Origin of the sequence: Arthrobacter sp. CG_A4, assembly GCF_035985125.1 — a bacterium.
Classification (GTDB): domain Bacteria; phylum Actinomycetota; class Actinomycetes; order Actinomycetales; family Micrococcaceae; genus Arthrobacter.
In genome coordinates this window covers 19173-40472 of record NZ_JAXCID010000027.1, presented here as the reverse complement: position 1 = coordinate 40472, position 21300 = coordinate 19173, and the positions used below count along the sequence as shown (strand labels likewise).

At 67.5% G+C, this 21300-nt stretch carries 21 protein-coding genes and 2 tRNA genes; 13 read left to right on the top strand and 10 right to left on the bottom strand.

The window, feature by feature from the left end:
* The first annotated feature begins 56 nt into the window (after positions 1-56).
* The 3 genes from RCH07_RS12475 to RCH07_RS12465 all read left to right on the top strand — a co-directional run bounded on the left by RCH07_RS12475 (position 57) and on the right by RCH07_RS12465 (position 1073).
* Positions 57-128 (top strand) — tRNA-Thr (locus tag RCH07_RS12475).
* Positions 129-191: 63 nt separating this feature from the next.
* Positions 192-268, top strand: a tRNA-Met gene (locus RCH07_RS12470).
* 142 nt (positions 269-410) lie between these two features.
* A complete protein-coding gene (locus RCH07_RS12465; protein ID WP_326967792.1) occupies positions 411-1073 on the top strand; it encodes an NAD(P)-binding oxidoreductase in 663 nt (220 codons plus the stop codon).
* A 409-nt stretch (positions 1074-1482) separates the two neighbouring features.
* Here the strand turns inward: RCH07_RS12465 and RCH07_RS12460 are convergent, their stop codons facing one another.
* A complete protein-coding gene (locus tag RCH07_RS12460; RefSeq protein ID WP_326967807.1) occupies positions 1483-3999 on the bottom strand; it encodes an FG-GAP-like repeat-containing protein in 2517 nt (838 codons plus the stop codon).
* A 229-nt stretch (positions 4000-4228) separates the two neighbouring features.
* Between RCH07_RS12460 and RCH07_RS12455 the strand changes: the two genes are divergently transcribed.
* Complete coding sequence (locus RCH07_RS12455) at positions 4229-4429, top strand: hypothetical protein (RefSeq protein ID WP_326967791.1); 201 nt, start codon at positions 4229-4231, stop codon at positions 4427-4429.
* 173 nt (positions 4430-4602) lie between these two features.
* Here RCH07_RS12455 and RCH07_RS12450 read toward each other — a convergent pair whose 3' ends face one another.
* Positions 4603-5781, bottom strand: a complete 1179-nt coding sequence (locus RCH07_RS12450) for an ROK family protein (protein WP_326967790.1) — start codon at positions 5779-5781, stop codon at positions 4603-4605.
* Positions 5782-5897: 116 nt separating this feature from the next.
* Here RCH07_RS12450 and RCH07_RS12445 point away from each other — a divergent pair, with 116 nt between their 5' ends.
* The 4 genes from RCH07_RS12445 (at position 5898) to RCH07_RS12430 (ending at position 10047) form a co-directional block, all read left to right on the top strand.
* Complete coding sequence (locus RCH07_RS12445; protein WP_326967789.1) at positions 5898-7604, top strand: glycoside hydrolase family 13 protein; 1707 nt, start codon at positions 5898-5900, stop codon at positions 7602-7604.
* A complete protein-coding gene (locus RCH07_RS12440) occupies positions 7601-8587 on the top strand; it encodes an aldo/keto reductase (RefSeq protein ID WP_326967788.1) in 987 nt (328 codons plus the stop codon). The genes RCH07_RS12445 and RCH07_RS12440 overlap by 4 nt, the downstream gene beginning before the upstream one ends.
* A 170-nt stretch (positions 8588-8757) precedes the next feature.
* Positions 8758-9621 (top strand): HpcH/HpaI aldolase/citrate lyase family protein, encoded by an 864-nt coding sequence (locus tag RCH07_RS12435; protein WP_326967787.1) that lies wholly within the window; start codon positions 8758-8760, stop codon positions 9619-9621.
* Positions 9622-9822: 201 nt separating this feature from the next.
* Positions 9823-10047 (top strand): DUF3188 domain-containing protein, encoded by a 225-nt coding sequence (locus RCH07_RS12430; protein ID WP_326967786.1) that lies wholly within the window; start codon positions 9823-9825, stop codon positions 10045-10047.
* On the opposite strand, the gene RCH07_RS12425 is transcribed toward RCH07_RS12430, so the two are convergent.
* Together RCH07_RS12425 and RCH07_RS12420 are read right to left on the bottom strand one after the other, a co-directional pair.
* Positions 10037-11782 carry a SulP family inorganic anion transporter gene (locus RCH07_RS12425; RefSeq protein WP_326967785.1) on the bottom strand — a complete coding sequence of 582 codons (1746 nt, stop codon included), beginning with the start codon at positions 11780-11782 and terminating at the stop codon, positions 10037-10039. The genes RCH07_RS12430 and RCH07_RS12425 overlap by 11 nt on opposite strands.
* On the bottom strand, positions 11779-12213 hold the full coding sequence (locus RCH07_RS12420) for an ArsR/SmtB family transcription factor (protein ID WP_326967784.1): 435 nt from the start codon (positions 12211-12213) through the stop codon (positions 11779-11781). Before RCH07_RS12420 ends, RCH07_RS12425 begins: the two co-directional genes overlap by 4 nt.
* Before the next feature lie 137 nt (positions 12214-12350).
* Here RCH07_RS12420 and RCH07_RS12415 point away from each other — a divergent pair, with 137 nt between their 5' ends.
* From RCH07_RS12415 to RCH07_RS12400, 4 genes are all read left to right on the top strand, one after another.
* Positions 12351-12881 (top strand): FAS1-like dehydratase domain-containing protein, encoded by a 531-nt coding sequence (locus RCH07_RS12415; protein ID WP_326967783.1) that lies wholly within the window; start codon positions 12351-12353, stop codon positions 12879-12881.
* Between the two features lie 2 nt (positions 12882-12883).
* Positions 12884-13321 (top strand): MaoC family dehydratase, encoded by a 438-nt coding sequence (locus tag RCH07_RS12410; RefSeq protein WP_326967782.1) that lies wholly within the window; start codon positions 12884-12886, stop codon positions 13319-13321.
* A gap of 86 nt (positions 13322-13407) precedes the next feature.
* A complete protein-coding gene (locus RCH07_RS12405) occupies positions 13408-14619 on the top strand; it encodes an MFS transporter (RefSeq protein ID WP_326967806.1) in 1212 nt (403 codons plus the stop codon).
* A gap of 49 nt (positions 14620-14668) precedes the next feature.
* On the top strand, positions 14669-15736 hold the full coding sequence (locus RCH07_RS12400) for a UDP-N-acetylmuramate dehydrogenase (RefSeq protein WP_326967781.1): 1068 nt from the start codon (positions 14669-14671) through the stop codon (positions 15734-15736).
* A gap of 54 nt (positions 15737-15790) precedes the next feature.
* On the opposite strand, the gene RCH07_RS12395 is transcribed toward RCH07_RS12400, so the two are convergent.
* Positions 15791-16297, bottom strand: coding sequence for a hypothetical protein (locus tag RCH07_RS12395; protein WP_326967780.1), 507 nt, complete (start codon positions 16295-16297; stop codon positions 15791-15793).
* 100 nt (positions 16298-16397) lie between these two features.
* Between RCH07_RS12395 and RCH07_RS12390 the strand changes: the two genes are divergently transcribed.
* Positions 16398-17504, top strand: coding sequence for a winged helix DNA-binding domain-containing protein (locus tag RCH07_RS12390; RefSeq protein ID WP_326967779.1), 1107 nt, complete (start codon positions 16398-16400; stop codon positions 17502-17504).
* Positions 17505-17524: 20 nt separating this feature from the next.
* Here RCH07_RS12390 and asd read toward each other — a convergent pair whose 3' ends face one another.
* The 5 genes from asd to RCH07_RS12365 form a co-directional block, all read right to left on the bottom strand.
* Positions 17525-18667, bottom strand: coding sequence for an aspartate-semialdehyde dehydrogenase (gene asd / locus RCH07_RS12385; protein ID WP_326967778.1), 1143 nt, complete (start codon positions 18665-18667; stop codon positions 17525-17527).
* A gap of 74 nt (positions 18668-18741) precedes the next feature.
* The gene (locus tag RCH07_RS12380) at positions 18742-19122 is read right to left on the bottom strand and encodes a hypothetical protein (RefSeq protein ID WP_326967777.1); all 381 of its coding nucleotides are present in this window, start codon (positions 19120-19122) and stop codon (positions 18742-18744) included.
* A 7-nt stretch (positions 19123-19129) separates the two neighbouring features.
* Positions 19130-19813, bottom strand: a complete 684-nt coding sequence (locus RCH07_RS12375) for a hypothetical protein (protein WP_326967776.1) — start codon at positions 19811-19813, stop codon at positions 19130-19132.
* Positions 19814-19822: 9 nt separating this feature from the next.
* On the bottom strand, positions 19823-20920 hold the full coding sequence (locus tag RCH07_RS12370; RefSeq protein ID WP_326967775.1) for a WXG100 family type VII secretion target: 1098 nt from the start codon (positions 20918-20920) through the stop codon (positions 19823-19825).
* A 159-nt stretch (positions 20921-21079) separates the two neighbouring features.
* The gene (locus RCH07_RS12365) at positions 21080-21298 is read right to left on the bottom strand and encodes an NF038396 family protein (protein ID WP_326967774.1); all 219 of its coding nucleotides are present in this window, start codon (positions 21296-21298) and stop codon (positions 21080-21082) included.
* Positions 21299-21300: the final 2 nt, after the last annotated feature.

The window sequence follows — 21300 nt, the reverse complement described above, 5'->3', positions numbered from 1 at the left end:
CCCTCCCGGCGCCGATTTGTTGGGAGCGGAATCTTCCGGTAAAGTATTTACTCGTTGCCCCCCTAGCTCAGTGGTAGAGCGCGTTCTTGGTAAGAACGAGGTCACCGGATCGATTCCGGTGGGGGGCTCTGAATGAGGGCCTGTGTCAAGGCGGTTTTTTGACCGGCTTAGCACGGGTTTTCCTCATTTGTGGCGGTGTAGCTCAGTTGGTTAGAGCGCACGACTCATAATCGTGAGGTCGGGAGATCGAGCCTCCCCACCGCTACCAGATAAGACCCCGCAGGCCAGCCTGCGGGGTTCTTTTGTTTCACCCGTTTACCCTGTCACTTGGAGTGGCTCCGGCCGCCCGAAAGCAACCAAAAGTGATAGCGCAACGGGCGCGGGCCGAGGTTTTGGGACAGAATGGTGTTATGACTCGAATCGCAATCATCGGTGGCCACGGCAAAGTGGCTCTGGAACTTTCCCGCATCCTCGCAGCAGAAGGGCAGGACGTGACATCCTTTGTCCGCAATCCGGACCACCAGTCCGACGTCGCCGCCACCGGCGCCACGCCGGCCCTGCTGGACGTTGAACATTCGACGACGGCGGAGATCGCCGAGGCGCTGCGGAACCACGACGCCGTCGTGTGGTCCGCCGGTGCCGGCGGCGGCGGCAGCCCGGAGCGGACCTACGCGGTGGACCGTGACGCCGCCGTCCGTTCGATGGACGCTGCGGCCGAGGCCGGCGTCGGACGCTACATCATGGTCTCCTACCTCGGGGCCGGGCCGGACCACGGGGTCCCCAAGGATGACAGCTTCTTCGCCTACGCCGAGGCCAAGGCGGCCGCGGACTCCTACCTGCGCGGCACCGCCCTGAACTGGACCATCCTGGGCCCCGGAACGCTCACCGACGGACCCGGCAACGGACTGATCGACGTTGACCCCGCCGACGCGGCAGAGGCCCAGGGAACAGCACGGGACAACGTGGCCCTGGTTGCCGCAGCCGTGCTTGGTCTCCCCTCGCTCGCCGGCCGGACCATCGAGTTCCGGGACGGCACGTTGCCGCTCGCGGGTGCCCTGGCGGCGCTGGGCTAGGGCGTGTCTGATGTGCCGCTGACGTGGGAAGTCCCGATTCGCAGGTAGTGCGGAATGCGCGGCCTGAAAACGCTGGCGGCCTGCGCGCTGCTACTGGCGGCGGTCCCACAGCGGTCGGCTATTGCGGCGGTGAAGAGTAACGAGCTAGTGAACCAAGCGAGACCTGGTGGTCGCTGCGCAGTAAATTGCCCTCGACGCTGCCCGCCAGGAAGTCGTGGCGGCCCGCAACGAGCCCGATATGGACCCAGAGGTGGCAGGCAGGGTGCCTCGGCGGCTGGACCTGCGCACCATGATTATTCCGGATGAGCCCGCCCGTGTGATGACGGAGGGAAGACAGGAAAGGGCCGGTCGTAGACGGACCGGCCCCTTTTCTGTCTCGCTTGGGCGCCTTGAAGATCAGCTCTCCTGCCTACGACACCGAAGCGGCGAAGGTACGGGCGATGTAACCCTCGTTCGGCTGCATGCCGGTCCCCGAGTAGGCCCAGAGCGAACCATTCGGCTGCCGGGCAACCAGGTCGGGGAAACCGTCGGCGTTCAGCTTTCCGGCTCCCAGGACCGTGTCAAAAACGTTCCAGCCTGTTCCGATCCTGCGGGGGGTGGTGAGATTTCCTCTTCCGTCCCCCGGGTACATCCAGAGCATGCCATCTAACGTCCTGGCGATAATGTCGTTCTTGCCGTCCGCGTTGAAGTCCCCGGTCCCGGCCAGCTGGTCAAAAGCTTCCCAGCCGTAGTCGCCGATCTTCACGGCCCCGGTGTAGCCGACGTTGCTGCCGCTGACGGTGCCCGTGCCACCGTAAAGCCAGAGGGAGCCGTCAGCCCGCCTTGCCAGCAGGTCGTTCTTGCCATCCCCATTGAAATCTCCGGTTCCCGTCAGAGCGGTGAAGACATCCCAGCCGTAGTCTCCGATTCGCTTCGGGGCCGAGAAACCTGAGCTCGTGGCGTCCACGCGCCCGGTGCCGGGGTACAGCCAGAGGGAGCCGTCGGGCTTGCGGGCCAACAGGTCATTCTTGCCGTCACCGGTGAAGTCACGGATGCCGATCAAGGAGTTGAAGGCCTCCCAGCCGTAGTCGCCAATCTTGCGTGCCGTTCCGTAGGCGCCGTGTCCGTTGCCAGGGTAAAACCAGAGGCTTCCGTCCGGCTTGCGCGCCAGCAGATCCGCGATCTTGTCTCCATTAAGGTCTTCAGCGGCCGTCAGGGAGTCGAAGGCCTCCCAGCCGAAGTCGCCGATTTTCCGGGCACCAGTGTAGCCCTGGTCCCTCATAGCGGTCCCGGCAAAGAAAAAGACGCTGCCGTCGGCCTGGCTTGCCACAAAGTCAGCGGTACGGTCCCCGTTGGCGTCGCCGGCGCCCATGATGGTGGTATAGATGCCCCAGCCCGTTCCAATCTGCTGGGGACTGATGAGCTTCGCCGGACCGGAGTTCGAGTACAGCCAGAGAGAGCCGTCAGGACGCCGCGCGGCGAGGTCATTGGTTCCGTCGCCGTTGAAATCCTGAATCGGGATCAGCTGGTCGAAGACTTCCCAGCCGTAGTCGATATTGCGGGGTGTCCCCGGGCGGCCCGTGCCCATGCCCGGGTACAGCATCAATACACCGTCAGGGCGACGGGCCAGGATGTCCGGCTTGCCGTCGCCGTCAAAGTCACGGACGCCCAGCAGCACGTCGAAGGCGTCCCAGCCGTAGTCGCCGATTTTCACCCCGCTGAGATATCCCTCGCTGGCGCTGGAAATCCGGCCGGTGCCAGCATAGAACCAGAGGGAGCCATCGAACCTCCTGGCCACCAGGTCGTTCCTGCCGTCACCGTTGAAGTCGCCAGTGCCGAGGATACTGGTGAAGACTTCCCAGCCGGTCCCAATTCGTTGGCCCATCCGGGACTTGCCGGTGCCGTCGCCCGGGTAGAGCCAGAGCTCGCCGTTGGCCTTGCGCTGAATGAGGTCTGCGATTCCGTCGCCGTTGAAATCGCCGGGGGCGACCAGAACCGGCTTGGCCGGCGGCAATGCATCAATCGTGATGCCTGCAGCCGAATTCGAGATCCAGTCGATGGTGACCTTGGTCCCTGCGTGGGTCTTGAAAGTCTGTCCGGGCTGCCATGCCTGGTTATAGCTGAAGTAGCCGTTGAACGTGGTGGTGCTGGGCTGCAGGGCGATGGAACCCGCGCCGTATGCTTGGACGACTTTGACTCCGCGGTTGCCGCCGACGGCCGTTGCCGCATCGTTACCCACCGGAAGACGAAGTTCGAGATAGTACGTCTCTCCGCTGACGGGATCCGCGAACCTGATGGCGCGGTTGTCGTCCGCGCTTCCCCAGGCATTCAACTGATAGGAGTTCTTCCCGGCTACCTTCCCCAGGTTCCTAACCTCGTTGCCTGAGCCGAATCCGCCAAACTCATAAATGGGGGAGCTCACCACCGGCTGGCTAGGCTGTGAAACACCCATCAGGTCGAGATTGTCCTTGTATTCTTCGGTGCTGCACGAACCGTTGGCGAATGACCCGTCTGCGTTGCTGGCCGTGTCCACGGCTCCATTTGTGCAGCGAAGCCTGTTCGCGTGCATCAGACCCAGGACGTGCCCGAATTCGTGGGTCAGGACGCTCCTGGTCAGCGTCGCCGGGAGCGGCATAAGGACGCGTCCGCTGGTTCCGTTGTAGCTCCAGCCCGCCCCATACGCCCCGTCCGAGAGTGTGGGTGCGGAAACGAACACCACGAGTGCCGTGTAGGCGCTGGGGACCCAGCCGATTTCTCCGGCGATGGTGTTCATCATCGAGGAATAGCTCTGGGTCGACGTCGCTCTGCTGGTCCTGTTTTCGACCTCGGTGACGCTCATCAGCAGTCTGCCGTTGGATATGGCGCTCCAATAGTCACTGCTGGTGTTGACTGCCGCCCTAGCGGCCGATTCTGAGATGGCCGCTTTCCTGTCCGCCAGCTGGACCATCACCAGCTTCACCTTGATATTGCCACCGCGAGCAAGGGAAAAAGCCTCGGTGGTTGCTTCGTGTGGTGCAGCCCCTTTTTTCCCGTGTGCCGACGTGCTCTCCACGGAGGAGCTGGACGTGGGGCGACTGCCCCCAACGACTTCGGTGAACAAAGGCTCCGGAGTTACCAAGGCCTGCGACTCGGCCACTTCATGGGGAGCCATGGTTGCCGGTTGAGAAGGTGCTGGTGTGGGCGAGGCTATGGCATCGGGGGAGACAGCGGCCGTCGGCGTCGGCGTCGCCACAGGTGACGAGGTCGTGGTGGGGGTCGACGCCGGATCAGCCAAGGCAGGCGAGAGCGTCACGGCGGTGAGCGAGGCGAGAGTAACAACAAACGCCGTCAGAAGCGCTGTCGTCTTCCGTATTGAATTCACTTTTTGTCTTTCATGAGTCCGCCGCCACACTGAAACCTCAGCGTGGCGGCGGGGGGAGACCGGGAAGTGAGGTCAGTCTATGGAGGGTACGCCGCCAGACTCGGCATGCTGCAGCAATCTTGCGGCTTAGGTAGCGAATCGTTGCCGAATCTTGAGCAAAGCCTGTGTCACCCTCAAAAAGTGCTGGTCCTATCCCCGCAGTTCCAGCTCCAGGGCGTTCGCCTCGACGTAGTCCAGGGCGTGCCGGATGGCGCCCATAGTGACGATTGCGTCGCCCAACGGGGAGACCGTCACACGCGGCGGGGTTGCGGTGAAGCGGGGGAGCAGGGCGGTAATGCCGGGCAGCAGCACGCCCGCGGATTCCGCCACGGCGCCGCCGATCACCACCTGCTCGGGGTTGATGAAGCTCGCCACCGTGGCGATGACGCGCGCCATCCGCTCCGAGATCCGGTCCAGGATCGCCAGCGCCGCCGGATCGCCGGCGGCGGCGTCCGCAAACACGCGACGAGCACTCACCGTGCCGCCGGCCGCGCCGCCGCCGGCCGCGGACCATTGCCGGGCCAGGCTCGCAATGCCGTCGCTCGAGCCGACACCCTCGACCATGTCCAGGTAACCCATTTCGCCGGCGGCGCCGCTGCGGCCGTGCAGCAGCCGGCCGGACTCCAGTACCCCGGCGCCCAGCCGTTCGCCGGCCAGCAGCACAACAAGGTCGTCCACCCCGGCGCCGGAACCCCGCCAGCGTTCGCCGAGTGCGGCGAGGTTCGCGTCGTTCTCCAGCAGCACCGTCCAGCCGTGCAACTCCTTCAGGGCGGCGCGGAGCCCGACGTCGAACAGGCCCCAAAAGTGCTGGGTCACCAGCACGTTGCCGTCCCGGTCCACCGGGGCCGCAATGCCTGCCCCGGCCGCGAGCACCTGGCGGGCATCGGTCCCGGCGGCTTCAAGGGCCTGCCGGCAGACCCGGTCCACGACGTCGATGCGCTCCGCGGCGGGGATGTCGGCGGCCCGGAAGCTCTCGCTGGACCGCCCGAGGACGCTCCCGCGCAGGTCCGCGACGGCCGCGGTGGTGGTTGCGGCGCCGATATCGATCCCGAGGACAAACCCGGCCCGGGAATTGAGTTCGAAGCGCCGCGCCGGGCGGCCCTTCCGCGGGTTGCCGGGCCGTTCCTCGTCCCGGGCCTCCAATTCGCGGATCCAGCCCCGCCGGATGAGGTCCTCACAGACGGCGATGACCGACGCGCGGGTGAGCCCGGTATGCGCCATCAGCCCGGTTCCGGTGGCCACGTCGGTGCTCCGGATGAAGCCCAGCACTGCCTGGGCGTTCACCCGGCGCAGCAGCCGGGGTGTGGCCGCGCCCGCCGTCGGCTTCAAATCTTGACCTCTTCCGGATCCGGACCCATAATTGTTCAGGCAATATATTTAGCTTGTATCTAAAATACTTGTATCCAAAATAACAGAAACCGTTCCGAGCTCCGAAGGATCATCCCTTGCCCAATACCGCCACGCTGGCAACCCTGTCCGGTTCCGACCTCGCCGCCGACCCCAACTGGTGGCGCCAGGCGTCCGTTTACCAGATCTACCCGCGCAGCTTCGCCGATTCCAACGGTGACGGCCTCGGCGACATCAAGGGCATTACCGCGAAGGTCCCGTACCTGGTGGGCCTCGGGATCGACGCCGTCTGGCTGAGTCCGTTTTACCCCTCGGCTCTCGCCGACGGCGGTTACGACGTCGACGACTACCGCGATGTGGACCCCAAGCTGGGCACCCTGGATGACTTTGATGAGATGTCCGCAGCCCTCCACGCCGCCGGCATCAAGCTGATCGCGGACATCGTGCCGAACCATTCCTCCAACCGCCACATCTGGTTCCAGGAAGCCCTCGCATCGCCCCGCGGCTCCGACGCGCGTGAACGCTACATCTTCCGCGACGGCACGGGCAAAAACGGCGAGATTCCGCCCTCGGACTGGGAATCGGTCTTCGGCGGCCCGGCCTGGGAACGCATCACCGAACCTGACGGCACCCCCGGCCAGTGGTACATGCACATCTTCGCCAAGGAGCAGCCGGACCTGAACTGGTCCAACCGCGAAATCCGCGACGACTTCCTCAAGACCCTCCGCTTCTGGTCCGACCGCGGTGTGGACGGCTTCCGCGTCGACGTGGCACACGCGCTGACCAAGGACCTCACCGAACCGCTGCTGTCCAGGGTGGAGCTGAATCCCGCAGGCACTGGCGCTGACGGGCACGACGACGGTTCGCACCCGTTCTGGGACCGCGACGAGGTTCACGAGATCTACGTCGAGTGGCGCGAGGTATTCAATGAGTACAACCCGCCGCGCACCGCCGTTGCCGAGGCCTGGGTCCACGCCAGCCGCCGCGGCCGCTACGCGAGCCCGGAGGGCCTGGGCCAGGCGTTCAACTTCGACCTCCTGCAGGCCGACTTCGACGCCGAGGATTTCCACGAGATCATCACCCGGAACCTGGCCGAGGCCACGCAGTCCGGTGCGTCGTCCACCTGGGTCTTCTCCAACCACGACGTCGTCCGGCATGCCACCCGGTATGGCCTGCCCAAGGGCGGCGGCCGGCATGCCAAGGGCCAGGACGGCAAAGGCTGGCTGCTTGCCGGCGCCCCGGCGGAGGAGCTCGACGTCGAACTCGGCCTGCGCCGTGCCCGCGCCGCCACCCTGCTGATGCTGGCACTTCCCGGCTCGGCGTACCTGTACCAGGGTGAGGAGCTGGGGCTGCAGGAAGTCGCCGAGATCCCCGACGCGCAGCGGCAGGACCCCACCTTCTTCCGGAACAAAGGCGTCGAAATCGGCCGTGACGGTTGCCGCGTGCCACTGCCCTGGACTCCCGAAGGCTCCTCGTTTGGCTTCGGCGACGGCGGCGCCCACCTGCCGCAGCCGGCTTGGTTCAGCCGCTACGCCGTTGCGGCCGAGGACGGGGTGGAGGGCTCCACCCTGGAGCTCTACCGCAAGGCACTCAAGCTGCGCCGCGAACTGCAGACCTCGGAGGAACTGGACTGGCTGGAATCCGGCAGCGACGACGTCCTGCACTTCAGCCGGCCGGGCGGCTGGCAGACGGTCACCAATTTCGGCGACATACCGGTGGAACTCCCCGCCGGCGACGTGCTTGTCAGCAGCGGGCCGCTCGACGGGAAGCTGCTGCCGGGCAACACCACCGTCTGGCTGCGGTGAGTCCCTCGGTTTCCAAGGCCGGGCCGCACAACGGCCGGCCCGGCCAGGAGCTGATCTACGGCTGCATGGGCCTCGGCGGCAGCTGGTCGGCGGAACCGTTCTCGTCCGCACAGGTGGATGAGGCGGCTGCCGCCGTCGATGCGGCCCTCGACGCCGGCATCACCCTGTTCGACCATGCGGACATCTACCGCAGCGGCAAGGCCGAGGCGGTATTCGGCGAGGTCCTGGCGAACATCCCGGGCCTGCGCAACAAGGTCCGGCTGCAGACCAAATGCGGCATCCGGCTCAATGAACAGGGGCTGGACACGCACTACGACCTGAGCCGGGACGCCATCCTGGCCCGGGTCAACGAAAGCCTGGAGCGGCTGCGCACGGACTATGTCGACGTGCTGCTGCTGCACCGCCCGGATCCGTTGATGGACCCCGCGGAGGTGGCGGCCGCCGTCGGGCAATTGATGGCGGAAGGCAAGGTGCGGGCCCTGGGCGTGTCCAATATGTCGGGTGCGCAGATTGAGGCGCTGCAGGACCGGCTGGAGACCCCGGTGGTCGCCAATCAGCTGGAAATGGGCCTGTCAAAGCGGGCCTGGCTGGAAAGCACCGTGCTTGTCAACCACGCCGACGCTACGGACTACAGCTTCCCGCACGGCACCGTGGAGCACTGCGTCCGGCACGGGATCACTTTGCAGGCCTACGGCGCACTGGCCCGCGGGCTGTACACGGGGGCGCCGGCCGCGACGCCCAGCGACGCGGAGGAGGCCACCGCCGCGCTTGTCGCCGAGCTGGCCGCGGAAAAGAACACAACCGGCGAGGCGGTCCTGCTGGGTTGGCTGATCAAGCACCCGGCCGGGATCGCTCCCGTGATCGGCACCGCCAACCCGGACCGCATCCGGGCCTGTGCCGGCGCCGCGGATGTCGCCGCGGCCATGACCCGGGCCGAGTGGTACCGGCTCTGGGTTACGGCCCGCGGCAGCAACATCCCGTAGCAGGACTCCGTTGTGCCCCGCCCAACTGGCTGGCAGCAGGGGCCGTTTTGGACGTCCAAAACGGCCTTAACTGCCAGCCAGTTGGGGCGGGACGTGATTTTGGTCGTAATGGTCGCCCTGAGGGAAGGATCGCTTAGCGGGAGTCGCCCCGGAACGGCTAGCGTAGATACATGACCTCTACCACCACTGCCGGGATCGTCCGGCCTCAACGCAACGTTCCGGCTGAAATCGCCCGCTCCTGGCTCCTGGTCAATGCGACGAAACGTGAGCTGTTCGATCAGTCCTCCGTCTCCCGTGCCGACGCCATCATCCTGGATATCGAGGATGCCGTGGATCCTTCGCAGAAGGACGCCGCCCGTGCGAACGTGGTCGAGTGGCTGGCCGCCGGCGGCAACGCCTGGGTGCGGATCAACGACGCCACGAGCCCGTTCTGGGCCGACGACCTCGCCGGCCTCCGCGGCACCCCGGGGCTGCTGGGCGTCATGCTGGCCAAGACCGAGTCCGCGGACCAGGTCACCGAAAGCTTCCACCGGATGGACGGCAAGACTCCGGTCATACCGCTCGTCGAGTCCGCCGTCGGCATCGAGGAGGCCAACCACATCGCCAGGGCCCAGGGTGCGTTCCGGCTGGCCTTCGGCTCCGGCGACTTCCGCCGCGACACCGGCATGGCGGCCACCGCCGAGGCCATGGCCTACCCGCGCGCCAAGCTCGTCGTCGCCAGCCGGGTGGGCAACCTGCCGGGCCCCATCGACGGACCCACGGTGGGCACCAACCACCCGATCCTGCGCGAGCAGACCGGCATCACCGTGATGATGGGCATGACAGGCAAGCTGTGCCTCGCCATCGACCAGACCAACGTCATCAACGAGGTCATCAGCCCGACGCCGTCCGACGTCGCCTGGGCCACGGACTTCATGGCCGACTTCGAGGCCAGCGGCCGCGTCATCCGGGACGGCTCGGATCTGCCCCGCCTGGGCCGCGCCGAGAAGATCATGAAGCTCGCGGTAGCGTTTGGCGTGCAGCCGGCCCTGTAGCCGCCACCCGAAGCAGAGGGGACCCCGTGACCGCTCCCTGTTATAGGGTCCGCGGGGTCTTCCGGCATTCGAGGCCTGAATTTCCTGGCGACGCGCGAAATACCGGACGCGCCCCGTATTACCGTGTCGCCAGGTATTTTGAGCGTCGCCAGGAAGATTGCGCCTCGCAGCGTTTCCGGTGCGCCCCGATAGACTGGCCCGGTGCTGAAAGAATTCTGGGACTCCGCGCCAACCACATACAAGGTGCTGGTTTTCAGTGCCATGGCCCTGATTGCCGCCGGCATCGTCCTCAATCTGGTGGGTAACTCCACGGGCAACCAGGCCCTCAGCGTAGCCTCGCTGCCGGTCATCGGCCTGGGCCTGGTCCTGCACATCGCCGGGATTGTGGTGCGCGGCCAGACCATCCGGAAAAACCTCAAGCGCTAGCCTCGGCGTTCCGCCGGACATGGCTGCGGGCATGCTCCACGGCGTCGGGCAGGGATGAGAACAGGTGCTTGTGATGCCGCAGTGAGCGGATCACCCCGACGTTCGTCACAAGGTCCAGGTGCTGCGGCTGGACACCCTTGAGCAGGACCGTGATGCCGCGCAGCTCCAGCGCCGAGATGACTTCCACCAGGGTGTGGGCCCCGGTGGCATCAAGCATTCTGACCTGCGAGAGCCGGATGATGGCGACCTGGATGTCCCTGACCTGGCTGATTTCCTGCAGCACGCGTTCCGCGGCGCCGAAGAACATGGCCCCGTCCAGCCTGAGGATGGCGATATGTCCGTCCCCGGAGACGGGTGTCCCGGGAATCTCCTCGCGCCGGACCCCGCTCAGGGAGGCGAACTTCCGCAGCGTGAAGACGGCAGCGGCGACAAACCCGATTTCGATTGCGACGATCAGGTCGAAGGCCACGGTGATAATGGCAGTCAGTACAAAGACGAAGGCGTCGGCGCGGGTGGAGCGCATGATGGCGGTGACCGTGCGCTGTGAAACCATGCGGGTTGCCGTCACCATCAGGATGCCGGCCAGGACCGCCAGCGGGATCTTCCCGACGAGCCCGGCTGCGAGGTAGATGATGGCGAGCAGCACCAGCGCGTGGACGATCGCGGAGAGCCGTGTCTTGGCGCCGGAGCGGACGTTGACGGCGGTCCGGGCGATGGCGCCGGTTGCAGGCATCCCCCCGAAGAATCCTGCCGCGACGGACGCCAGTCCCTGCCCGGTGAGCTCCCGGTCCGGGCTGTAGGCTCCGGAGGGCCTGCCGTCCGGACCCACCATGCCGGCGGCCACCCGGGCTGAGAGCAGGGATTCTATGGCGGCAAGTGTCGCGATGGACACCGCGGGCATGAGCAGCCCGCCCAGCGCACCCGGATCGAGGGAGGGCATCGACGGCGCGGGCAGGGAATGCGGCAGGGCGCCGATCCTGGGGATGTCGAGCCGGAGCAGCTCGGCGGCGACGGTGGCCAGCAGCACCGCGATCAGGCTCGCGGGCAGGGACTTGTGCAGCTTCGGCAGCAGGTACATCATGGCAGCGACCCCCACGACGACGGCGAGCGTCTGCAATACGGTGGGCGACGATGCGCGGGAGGCACTCTCGATGGCGGCCAGCAGGGTGTTGTGGCCGGGGATCCCCTCGGTGCCGGTGGCCATGGGCACCTGCTGGAGGAAAATGATCAGGGCGATGCCGAGGGTGAAACCCTCCACCACCGGCCAGGGGATGAACGCCACGGCCCGGCCCAGCCCGCTGAGGCCAAGGAGGATTACCAGCACGCCGGCCATCAGCGAGACCAGGGCGATGCTGCCGACGCCGTGGAGTGCCACCACCGGGGCCAGCACCACCACCATGGCGCCCGTCGGGCCGGAGACCTGGACATGGGAACCGCCCATAATGGCGGCCACGAGGCCGGCCACCACCGCGGTGATGAGTCCGGCCTCGGCGCCTACGCCGGAGCTGACGCCGAAGGCGAGGGCCAGCGGCAGGGCCACAATGCCGACCGTGATGCCAGCCACCAGGTCAGCCCGCCAGGCTGAGCGAAGTCCGTCGTAGTCGCGGCGGGACGGCAGGAAGGTCCGCAGCAAAAACCGCCGGCCCTGGACGGGCTGCACCCCGCGGGGCTGCAGTGTGCGGGGGTCTTCCCCGGTGGATCTGCCGGCGATGCGGGGCTCTGGCGGAATGCTCATATTGCCGATCCTTTTGTGGGGGAGGTGGCTGGTCCTTCGGCCGGGGAAGCGGCGCCGCCGACGCGGACTGCGAGGTGTCCGCCCGGCAACTCCTGCGCCAGCCGAAGCTGTTCGTTGGAGCCGGCCAGGCTGTCCAATAGGAAGGTCCTGGCGATGGAGAGCAGCCCCGAAATCATCGGATGCGCCAGCCGATAGGTCACCGCGTTTGCTGTCCGCACCGACGTGACTACCCCGTGCCGGCGGAGCGTGGCCAGGTGCTGGGACAGGTGCGAGGCTTCAAGGCCCGTCTCTGCCAGCAGGTAGCTGACCGGCGCCGAGTTCTCCGGGGCCGCGGCCAGGAGTTCCAGCACCCTGATTCGGGCCGGGTGGGCAAGAGCCTTGAACAGGTTGGCTTTGATCTCATACAAGGGGCTCTGTGCTGTTGAAATCACGGCTGGTCCGCTCCCTTTCTGCGCTGCGGGCTGGAAAGAGTCCGCATGAATTGATGAGTTGATGTTTTCATCATACCGCGGTGGCCGGCGGGGTGTCACAACAGATGAGCTGCGCGCAGGCCCGCTAGGCTGGAACCATGACTATCAATCCGGATCTGCAGGGCAGAAGCTACCCTGCCGCAGAGGTGTACGACGTCGGCCGCGAGAAGATCCGCGAGTTCGCGCGCGCCGTCAAAGCCACCCACCCCGCCCACTTCGAGGTCGGCGCGGCAGCGGCCCTGGGCCACCGCGACCTGGTGGCCCCGCCCACCTTCGCGATCATCGTCGCGCAGCGGGCCGACGCCCAGCTGATCGAAGACCCGGACTCCGGCATCGACTTTTCCCGCGTGGTCCACGCAGACCAGCGCTTCAGCCACCACCGGCCCATCATCGCCGGCGACCGGCTGGTGGCCGAACTGCACGTCGACGGCGTCCGCGCCATGGGCGGCGGCGCAATGATCACCACCCGCTCGGAAATCTTCGCCCTGGCCCGCGACGACGCTGGCGACGGTGCCCGCGACGACGCCGGCGACGGTTCCCGCGGCGCCCCCGACGGTTCCGGCGTCGAATCCCGCGAGGCCGTGGCCACCGCCACCTCGTCCATTCTGGTCCGCGGAGAGGGGCAGTAGACATGACACCCACATTCTCGGAACTCACGGTCGGCCAGGACATCGGCAGCCGCAGCATCGACGTCACCCGCACGGACCTGGTCAGGTACGCCGGCGCTTCGGGCGACTTCAACCCGATCCACTGGAACGGCTCATTCGCTACCGGCGTCGGGCTGCCGGGGGTCATCGCCCACGGCATGTTCACCATGGGCGCAGTGGTCCAGCTCGTGACCGACTGGGCAGGCGACCCCGCCGCCGTCGTCGACTTCCAGACCCGCTTCACCAAGCCCGTCCCGGTGGCCGACACCACCGGGACGCCCGACGCCGGTGCCGTGATCGAGGTCAGCGGCGCCATCGGGGCGCTCGACGCCGGGGCCGGCACCGCGCGCGTCGACCTCACGGTCGTCTCGGCCGGCCAGAAGGTTCTGGTGAAGGCCCAGGCCGTCGTCAGGCTGGCCTGAACCCGCCTGTCGCTGCAGTGAAGACAGACACTGCAACGGCTGCAGAGACCACCCGCTGGCGCAACGCCGTCGTCGCGGCCTACGCGATGAGTGGCGTCGCCTTCGCCAGCTGGGTGTCCCGGCTACCGGCCATCCGGGACGGCCTCGAACTCACACCGGGGAACATCGGCCTGCTGCTGCTCAGCCTGTCGTTTGCTTCCTTCATCTCCGTGTCCGCCTCCGGCCTGATCGTGCTGCGCTTTGGATCCAAGCAGACCATCCGGATCGGCAGCATCATGGTCGGCGCCGGTCTGGTTCTCGCCGGGTTCGGCACCTCGGTACTGGTCAACCCGCTGGTCGTGGCCGCGGGACTCATCGTCATTGGTCTGGGCACGGCCAGTTGGAACACGGCCTCCAACGTCGAGGGCGCCGCAGTGGAACGGGCTGTGCGCCGGCACATCATGCCGCGGCTGCACGGAGCCTTCAGCCTGGGCACCGTCGCAGGCGCAGGGGCCGGGGCATGGGCCGCCGGCGCGAATGTTCCGGTCTTCTGGCATCTCGCCGCCGTGGGGATCCTCGTGGCCTTCACCGTAGCGACCGCCGCGGGGTGGTTCCTGGCTGACATAACTGCGGTGGAGGTCCCACAGAACGCCAGGCCTGCTGCACCGGACACCTTCGAGGATCCCTCCACCGGCCCGCTGGCCATCATCACCGCCGCCGCCAGCCCCGGGGAGCCACTGGACAACAAACGCCGGATCGCGCAGGCCTGGCGGGACCGCCGGACCCTGCTGCTCGGCGTCCTGGTGCTGGGGCTTGCCCTCGCCGAAGGGGCGGCGGCGGACTGGGTGGCGCTGGCGCTCGCCGACGGCTACGGCCAGTCCGACGCCGCGGGAGCCGCCGGGTACGGCCTCTTCGTCACCTTCATGACGGTGGGCCGCTTCGCCGGAACCCTGGTCCTGGATCGCTTCGGCCGCGTCCCGGTGATGCGCTGGTGCGCCGCGCTGGCCGTGCTCGGCCTCGGCCTGTTCGTCGTTGCGCCGGTGCCGTGGCTGGCTTACGTGGGCCTGGCCGTGTGGGGGCTGGGCGCCTCGCTGGGCTTCCCGGTGGGCATGTCCGCCGCCGCCGACGACCCCGTCAAGGCAGCCGCCCGCGTTTCCGTGGTTTCCACGATCGGCTACGGCGCGTTCCTTTGCGGGCCGCCGCTGCTGGGCCTGCTGGCGGAACACGTGGGAATCCTGCACTCGCTGCTGGCCGTCATCGTGATGCTTGTGGTCAGTTTCCTGCTGTCCCCGGTGGCGCGGAAGGCCGGCCCGGCGTAGCCCTGGCGGGCGGGCCACGGAACCGGCTCATCCCCGTTAGGCTGGTCGGGTGACCCAGATTCTGCTTTCTGACTTGACCACGGCTGCCGTCGGCGGCCCCGCCGGCACTTTCATCGAAGCCCGCACCGAGACCGAAATCATCGACGCCGTCCGCTCGGCCGACGCCGCCGGCGAGCCGCTGCTCATCATCGGCGGCGGCTCCAACCTGCTGGTGTCCGACGACGGGTTCCCCGGCACGGTGCTGAAAATCGCCTCCGAGGGGTTCACCGTCAACTCGGAGGACTCCTGCGGCGGCGTGGCGGTCGTCGTCCAGGCCGGCCATAACTGGGACGCCCTGGTCGAACACGCCGTGCGGCACGCCTGGTCCGGCATCGAGGCGCTGTCCGGCATCCCGGGCGCTACCGGCGCCACCCCGGTCCAAAACGTCGGTGCGTACGGCTCGGAGGTCTCCCAGACCATCGCCGCGGTGCGGACCTGGGACCGGGAGCGCACGGCCGTGAAGACGTTCACCAACTCGGAGCTGAAGTTCGGCTACCGCGACTCCCTGCTGAAACAGACCACGGTCCACGGATCCCCGCGCTATGTGGTGCTCACCGTCGAGTTCCAGTTGCCGCTGGGCCGGATGAGCTCCCCGATCCGCTATGCAGAACTCGCCCGGGTACTCGGCGTCGATACCGGGCAGCGGGCCTACGCGAACGAGGTCCGCCGGGAGGTGCTGCGACTTCGGGCGTCCAAGGGCATGGTCTGGGATGCGGCAGACCGGGACACCTACTCCACCGGTTCTTTCTTCACGAACCCGATTGTGCCAGCCGATGTGGCCGCGCAGCTGCCGGCGGACGCCCCGCGCTATCCGGGTGGCGCGGAGGGGATGACCAAGCTCTCGGCGGCCTGGCTGATCGACCAGGCCGGCTACGGCAAGGGCTTCGGACTCGGGCAGGACAGTATCTCCGGCGGCCGGGCATCCCTGTCGACCAAGCACACCCTGGCCATCACCAACCGCGGTGGTGCCAGCACCGCGGACATGCTGGCGATCGCACGCGAGGTACGCCGCGGCGTCGTCGAACGCTTCGGGATTGAACTGCACCGGGAACCGCTACTGATCGGCGTCGAGCTCTAGGAAGTCGGGCTCCAGGGAAGTCGGGGTCCCGGCTACGAGCCGCCGGCGGCGGAGTCAGTCGCTGCTGCCGGGCGGGGCGGTCTCGGGCGGGCCGACCTTGCTGAAGAGCATAAAGGTGAAGCCGGACGCCGCGGCGCCCAGCAGGAAGACCTGGCAGAAAGCCACGGACTGGGCGCTGGGCCCGCTCCGGAGCAGCAACCCGGCGCAGGCGAAGGCGACGGCCCCGGCGAGCAGCGCGAGGGAACCGAGCAGGAAACTCTGCACCGTGGCGGGAAAGTCCGCGGGGGAATCAAAACGGAGTTCCCGGTCGCGCTGCCGGGCCTCGTGCGGTGTCCCGGCGCGGGGCTGCAGCGTGGCGGCCGTGACAAAACTGGTGACGGACACCGCCATGCACACCCCGGCCGTCAGCTGCAGGGTGCTCATCATGGGGGAGAGCCGGGTGCCGCTGGCGATCGCGACGGCCAGGCCGGCTGCCATACCGGCGGCGCTGGCGGCCCAGCCCAGCACAGCCAGCCTCCTGCTCAGGGGCCGCAGCCGCGGCCACATCTCACTCATGGTCATCCATCAAGGGTAGGCAGCTCTGCTGGACGGCGGCTGGGAACGGCATGGGCCGGAGCCGGGCCGGGCGGGGAATGACGGTCCCCGGCCCTAGGATGTGTCCATGGCAGCAGCGGTTAACTCCCGGCTCAGCAAGGGCATCATCGGCCGGCTCCGGCTGGCGTCGCAGGGCCTGGTGGGGCCGGGCTTCAACAGCGCCGCGGACGCCGTCCGGTGGATGACGGCGATGCAGGGCCAGGATCTACAGGCAGCCCTCTGGGCCGTCGGGCAGCGGGTCCCGGGCTCCCGTATCGGAGATGTCCGGTCGGCGCTTGACCGGGGCGAAATTGTCCGGTCCTGGCCGATGCGCGGCACGCTGCACCTGCTTGCCCCCGAGGACCTGAAATGGATCCTGGGCATTACCGCCGATCGGCTGCTCCGGGGTATGGCCGGACGTCACCGGGAGCTCGAAATTTCCGCGGCCGACGTCGGCGCCGCGGCCGACGCCGCGCTGCAGCTGGTCGCCGGCGGATCAGCCGCCAGCCGCGCGGAGCTGTTCCGGGCCTTCGAACGGTCCGGGCAGTCCAGCGCCGGCCAGCGCGGCATCCACCTGCTGGGGATCCTCTGCCAGCGGGGATGGCTGGTGCAGGGTCCGCTGGCCGGCAACCAACAGCTCGTCATGGCCTTTGACGACTGGATCAAAGACTCGCGCACCCTGGACCGGGCCGAGGGCATTGCGGAGTGGCTGCTGCGGTACCTGCGCAGCCACGGTCCCGCCACCGAGCGTGACTTCTCCTGGTGGGCGGGTATCCCGCTCACAGAGGTCCGGGCGGCGCTGGCCGAGGTCAAGGGACAACTGGTGGAACTTGAGTTTGACGGGACCAGCTACTGGCTCTCCCCGGAGACGGCGGCGCTGCTCGACGGCGGTGTCCCCGGCGCGCGGACGGTGCTCGCGCTGCCGGGCTTTGATGAGTTCCTGCTGGGCTACACCGACCGGTCCCTGGTAGTGCCGCCGGAGCATGCGAACAGGATCGTGCCGGGCGGCAACGGCGTGTTCATGAAGACCATTGTGGCCGGCGGCGGGGTGATCGGCACCTGGGCGCGCTCCGCGACCGGCCGGGGCGCCGTCGTCGTGCCCCAGCCCTTCGACGCCGTCAACGGTCTGCGGCCTGCGGCTCAAAAGTCCTTTGAGCTGCAGGCCGCGAAGTACCGGCGATTCTTGGGACCCTGACGTGCGGCGGGTGAACGTCCCTAGAGTGCGCCGGTGGCGATGTTGAGCATACGCCGCAGCGGCTCGGCCGCGCCCCACAGCAGCTGATCTCCGACCGTGAAGGCGCTGATGTACTGCGGGCCCATCTCCAGCTTCCGGATGCGGCCCACCGGGATGTCCAGGGTGCCGGACGCCGCCACCGGGGTGAGGTCTGCCATTGAGGCCTCCTTCGTGTTGGGCACCACCTTGGCCCACTGGTTGTCAGCGCCGAGGAGCCCCTCGATCTCGGCGACGGAGAGGTCCTCCCGAAGCTTCAGTGTCAAGGCCTGTGAGTGCGAGCGCATGGCGCCGATCCGGATGCACAGGCCGTCCATGATGATGTGGTCATCGCCGGCGGTGCCCAGGATCTTGTTCGTCTCCGCCCCGGCCTTCCACTCTTCCCTGGACTGGCCGTTGCCGAGGTCCGCGTCGATCCACGGGATCAGGGAGCCGGCCAGCGGCACCCCGAACTGCGAAGCATCGATGCCGGTGCGCTGGTGCGCCAGGACCTTGCGGTCGATCTCGAGGATGGCCGACGCCGGGTCGTCCAGTTCGGTGCTGACCTCGGCGTTGAGCGTGCCGAACTGGCTCAGGAGCTCACGCATGTGCCGGGCGCCCCCACCGGAGGCCGCCTGGTAGGTCATTGAGGTGCCCCACTCGACGAGGCCGTTCTTGAACAGCCCGCCGAGGCCCATCAGCATGCACGAGACCGTGCAGTTGCCGCCGATGTAGTCCTTCACACCGCCGGCGAGGCCGGCATCGATCACGTCACGGTTGATCGGGTCCAGGACGATGATTGAGTCGTCGTTCATCCGCAGTGTGGAGGCGGCATCGATCCAGAGGCCGTCCCAGCCGCGGCTGCGCAGTTCGCCGTGGACCAGCTTGGTGTAGTCCCCGCCCTGCGCCGTGACGATGATCGGCAGCTTGGCCAGGGTCTCGACGTCGAACGCGTCCTCGAGCCGGCCGGCGTCGCCAACGGCTGGACCGGCAAGGGCCGGGGCGGCACCTCCGGCATTCGAGGTGGAGAAAAATACCGGGTTGATGGTGGCGAAGTCGCCCTCGTCCTGCATGCGCTGCATCAGGACGGAACCGACCATGCCACGCCAACCGACCAGTCCGACGGACGGAGTAGCTGCTGTAGTCATTGGGCCAGTTTAGACTTCGCCGGCGCAGTGGCGCAGCCGGTTACGCCACCACGGCGCTACAACCGGCCGCCCCGTTACTCGACGGGCCTCGGGAGGTTGCGCGTCCTGCGCAGTTTCCCGGCCCGGCGCTCCTTGGCGAAGCTGGTCCACGCGACCAGCGGCACCAGGATTCCCACTGGGATAGTCCACCAGATGTCGCCCAGCATCTCCCAGGTGCCGTCAACCGCGATGCGGGCCAGGCCGTAGGCAACGCCGCCGGCGAAGAGCGAGGCAAGGATGGCCAGGAAGAGCAGGCCGCCGGAGGAGCCGACGGGTTTGACCAGCCCGTGGCCGCGGTCCTTCCTGACTCCGTACTCCTCGGCGGTATAGGCAATCAGGTCGCCGTTCCCGGCCCGGCGCTGGATGGGACCGTCTTTCCCGGGCTGGGCGTGCGGGTAGCCCGGTTCCTGGGGCACATCCGAACTACGCCTGGCCACGGATGTCCTCAATGGCGCGCAGCAGCCCGCCGTCGTCCAGGCCTTCGGTTTCCGTGACCTCATCGGCCGCGAAATCCGGAATGCCCGTAGTCCACGAGCTTGCCTCGCGGCGGACAAGCAGGTGCTGTTCGGCGTCGAGGGTCTTGACGACGAGGTAGGCGGAGCCGCCGGCATGCTGTTCTACGTGCCGGCGCACCAGGCGGAGCGTGGCTTCGGCGGAGCTGATAGCGGGGTCCTGGGCGAAGACGAACCAGGTTCCCAGCAGCCGCGGCTGCAGCATGAGGGCCACGCCGGGAGCCTCGATCAGCACCACGTTGTCCATGGTGTCCCCGGTGAGCAGGGATACTTCGGTCCACCGGGTTGCCGTGCCGAGGGCCGTGGCGACGGCCGCGGCCACCCCCTTCACGCCCAGGTCACCGTCATCATCGATGCTGGCCATGTCCCGCGCCATCAGGGACGATGCTCCGGCCGTGGACAGCGTGACATCGTCCACCATGTCCGCGGCGCGGAAGACGCCGACCGAACGGTCCCGGCAGGGACCCTCGAACACGTTGAGCAGGTAAGCGAATTCGCCCACGCCAAAGCCGATCACGTCGACGCCGAGCCGCGGCTCCTGCGTTGTCTCGTTCTGCATAGTCTCGTTCTGCATCGTCTCGTTCTCGACAGTCATTGTGGTCTCCTAGTCCCCGAAGCCGAAGAACTTCGCCACGGATTTGCCTGCATCTTTGGCGGTATCTGCCGCGTCACTGACGAACTCGCCGGGGTCCTGCACCGCGTTGACGATACCCTCCCCGATGTTCTTCCCGACGCTGGAGATGGTGTCCCAATTCTCGTAGATTGCAATCCCCACGCTGGCGACCTGGCAGACGGTGCCCGCGGGCGGCGGCAGGAAGGAGCCGACCGCGAGGAGTCCCTTGCCTGCGCTGGCCATACCGCCTTTGACATCGCCATCGGCGAAACTCCGCACGGAGTCGACCGCGCTGAAACCGACGCCGGCCCAGCCGAGACCGCGGGCGAGCCCGGATTTGCCGAGCCACTCAAGCTTGGTGCCGGCTCCGAGCCAGGGTTTCTCCTCCAGCAGCGGCCCGAACCTGGCCAGCGGCCCGATGTACTGGTTGAGGTTCCTCAGGGACGCGATATCCGAGGCCTTGTCGATCGCGGCGAGGCCGCGGTTCGCTGCTGCGGAGCCTTTGAGCAGGTTGGCAAGGGCCGGGTTGCTGATCAGCCGGTGCGGGGCGAATCCGGGACCGCCGATCCGGTGCTTTCCCTGCGCGAATGACCTGACAAAGTCCGCGCGCTGGTTGTTCAGCACCCAGCCCAGCTGGCCGGTGTTCTTGGCCAGGGTCAGGGGCGCCTTGATGAGCTTTTGCACGCCCATGGCGGCTTTGAGCCCGCCGGCTCCGCCCACCAGCGCTCCGCCGAGCAGCGCCCAGCCGCCTGCGCCGTTTCGGGCCCCGCCGATGGTTCCCGGCCCTCCGCCGGATCCGGTGGTCCCAGGCCCCCCGGCGGCGCTGGCCTTCTCCTGCTGGTCCGCGTGCGTCAGCAGCCGCTTGGACTCTTCCTTGAGTGCCCGGGCCGTCTTCTGGATAAGCGCGCGGTGGCTTCCGTTCCATTCAGACGTGAAGCGGGCGCCGTCGGCACCCTTCCAGGAGGAGCTGTTGTTGATGGCCGACGTGAGTGTGGTCGACTGCTGCAGCAGCGTCTCGGACGTCTTACCAAACTGCTGCGCGAGCGTGCGCAGTTGGGTGACGTCGCCGCCCCACAAGTTTCCTGCCATTTCGGCTCCCCCTCTCCGTGCACCAGCCCCGCCGTGCACCAGCCGGGACCTGATGTCTTCCGGCATTGGTATCTAACCGGCTCCAATGTAGCCGGAATGGCCGAATCCCGCGATGGGGTGATCTCCCCATTCGGGCCCGCCCGGCCACGGCGGCAGCCGTTACTCGCCCTTATGCTCCGAAAGCAGCGCGTGTTTGCGCTTCCGCAGCGCAAATACCGCCCCGAAGACGAACACCTGGGTGACCACCACGAGAACGACTGCCCCGACGATCCTGCTGTCACCCAGGATCATGGTCAGTCCCACAATCGCCGAGAGCAGTGCCAGCAGCGGAAGCAGCATATAGCCGAGGACAAAAAGGGTTTCCGGCTTCTTTAACATCC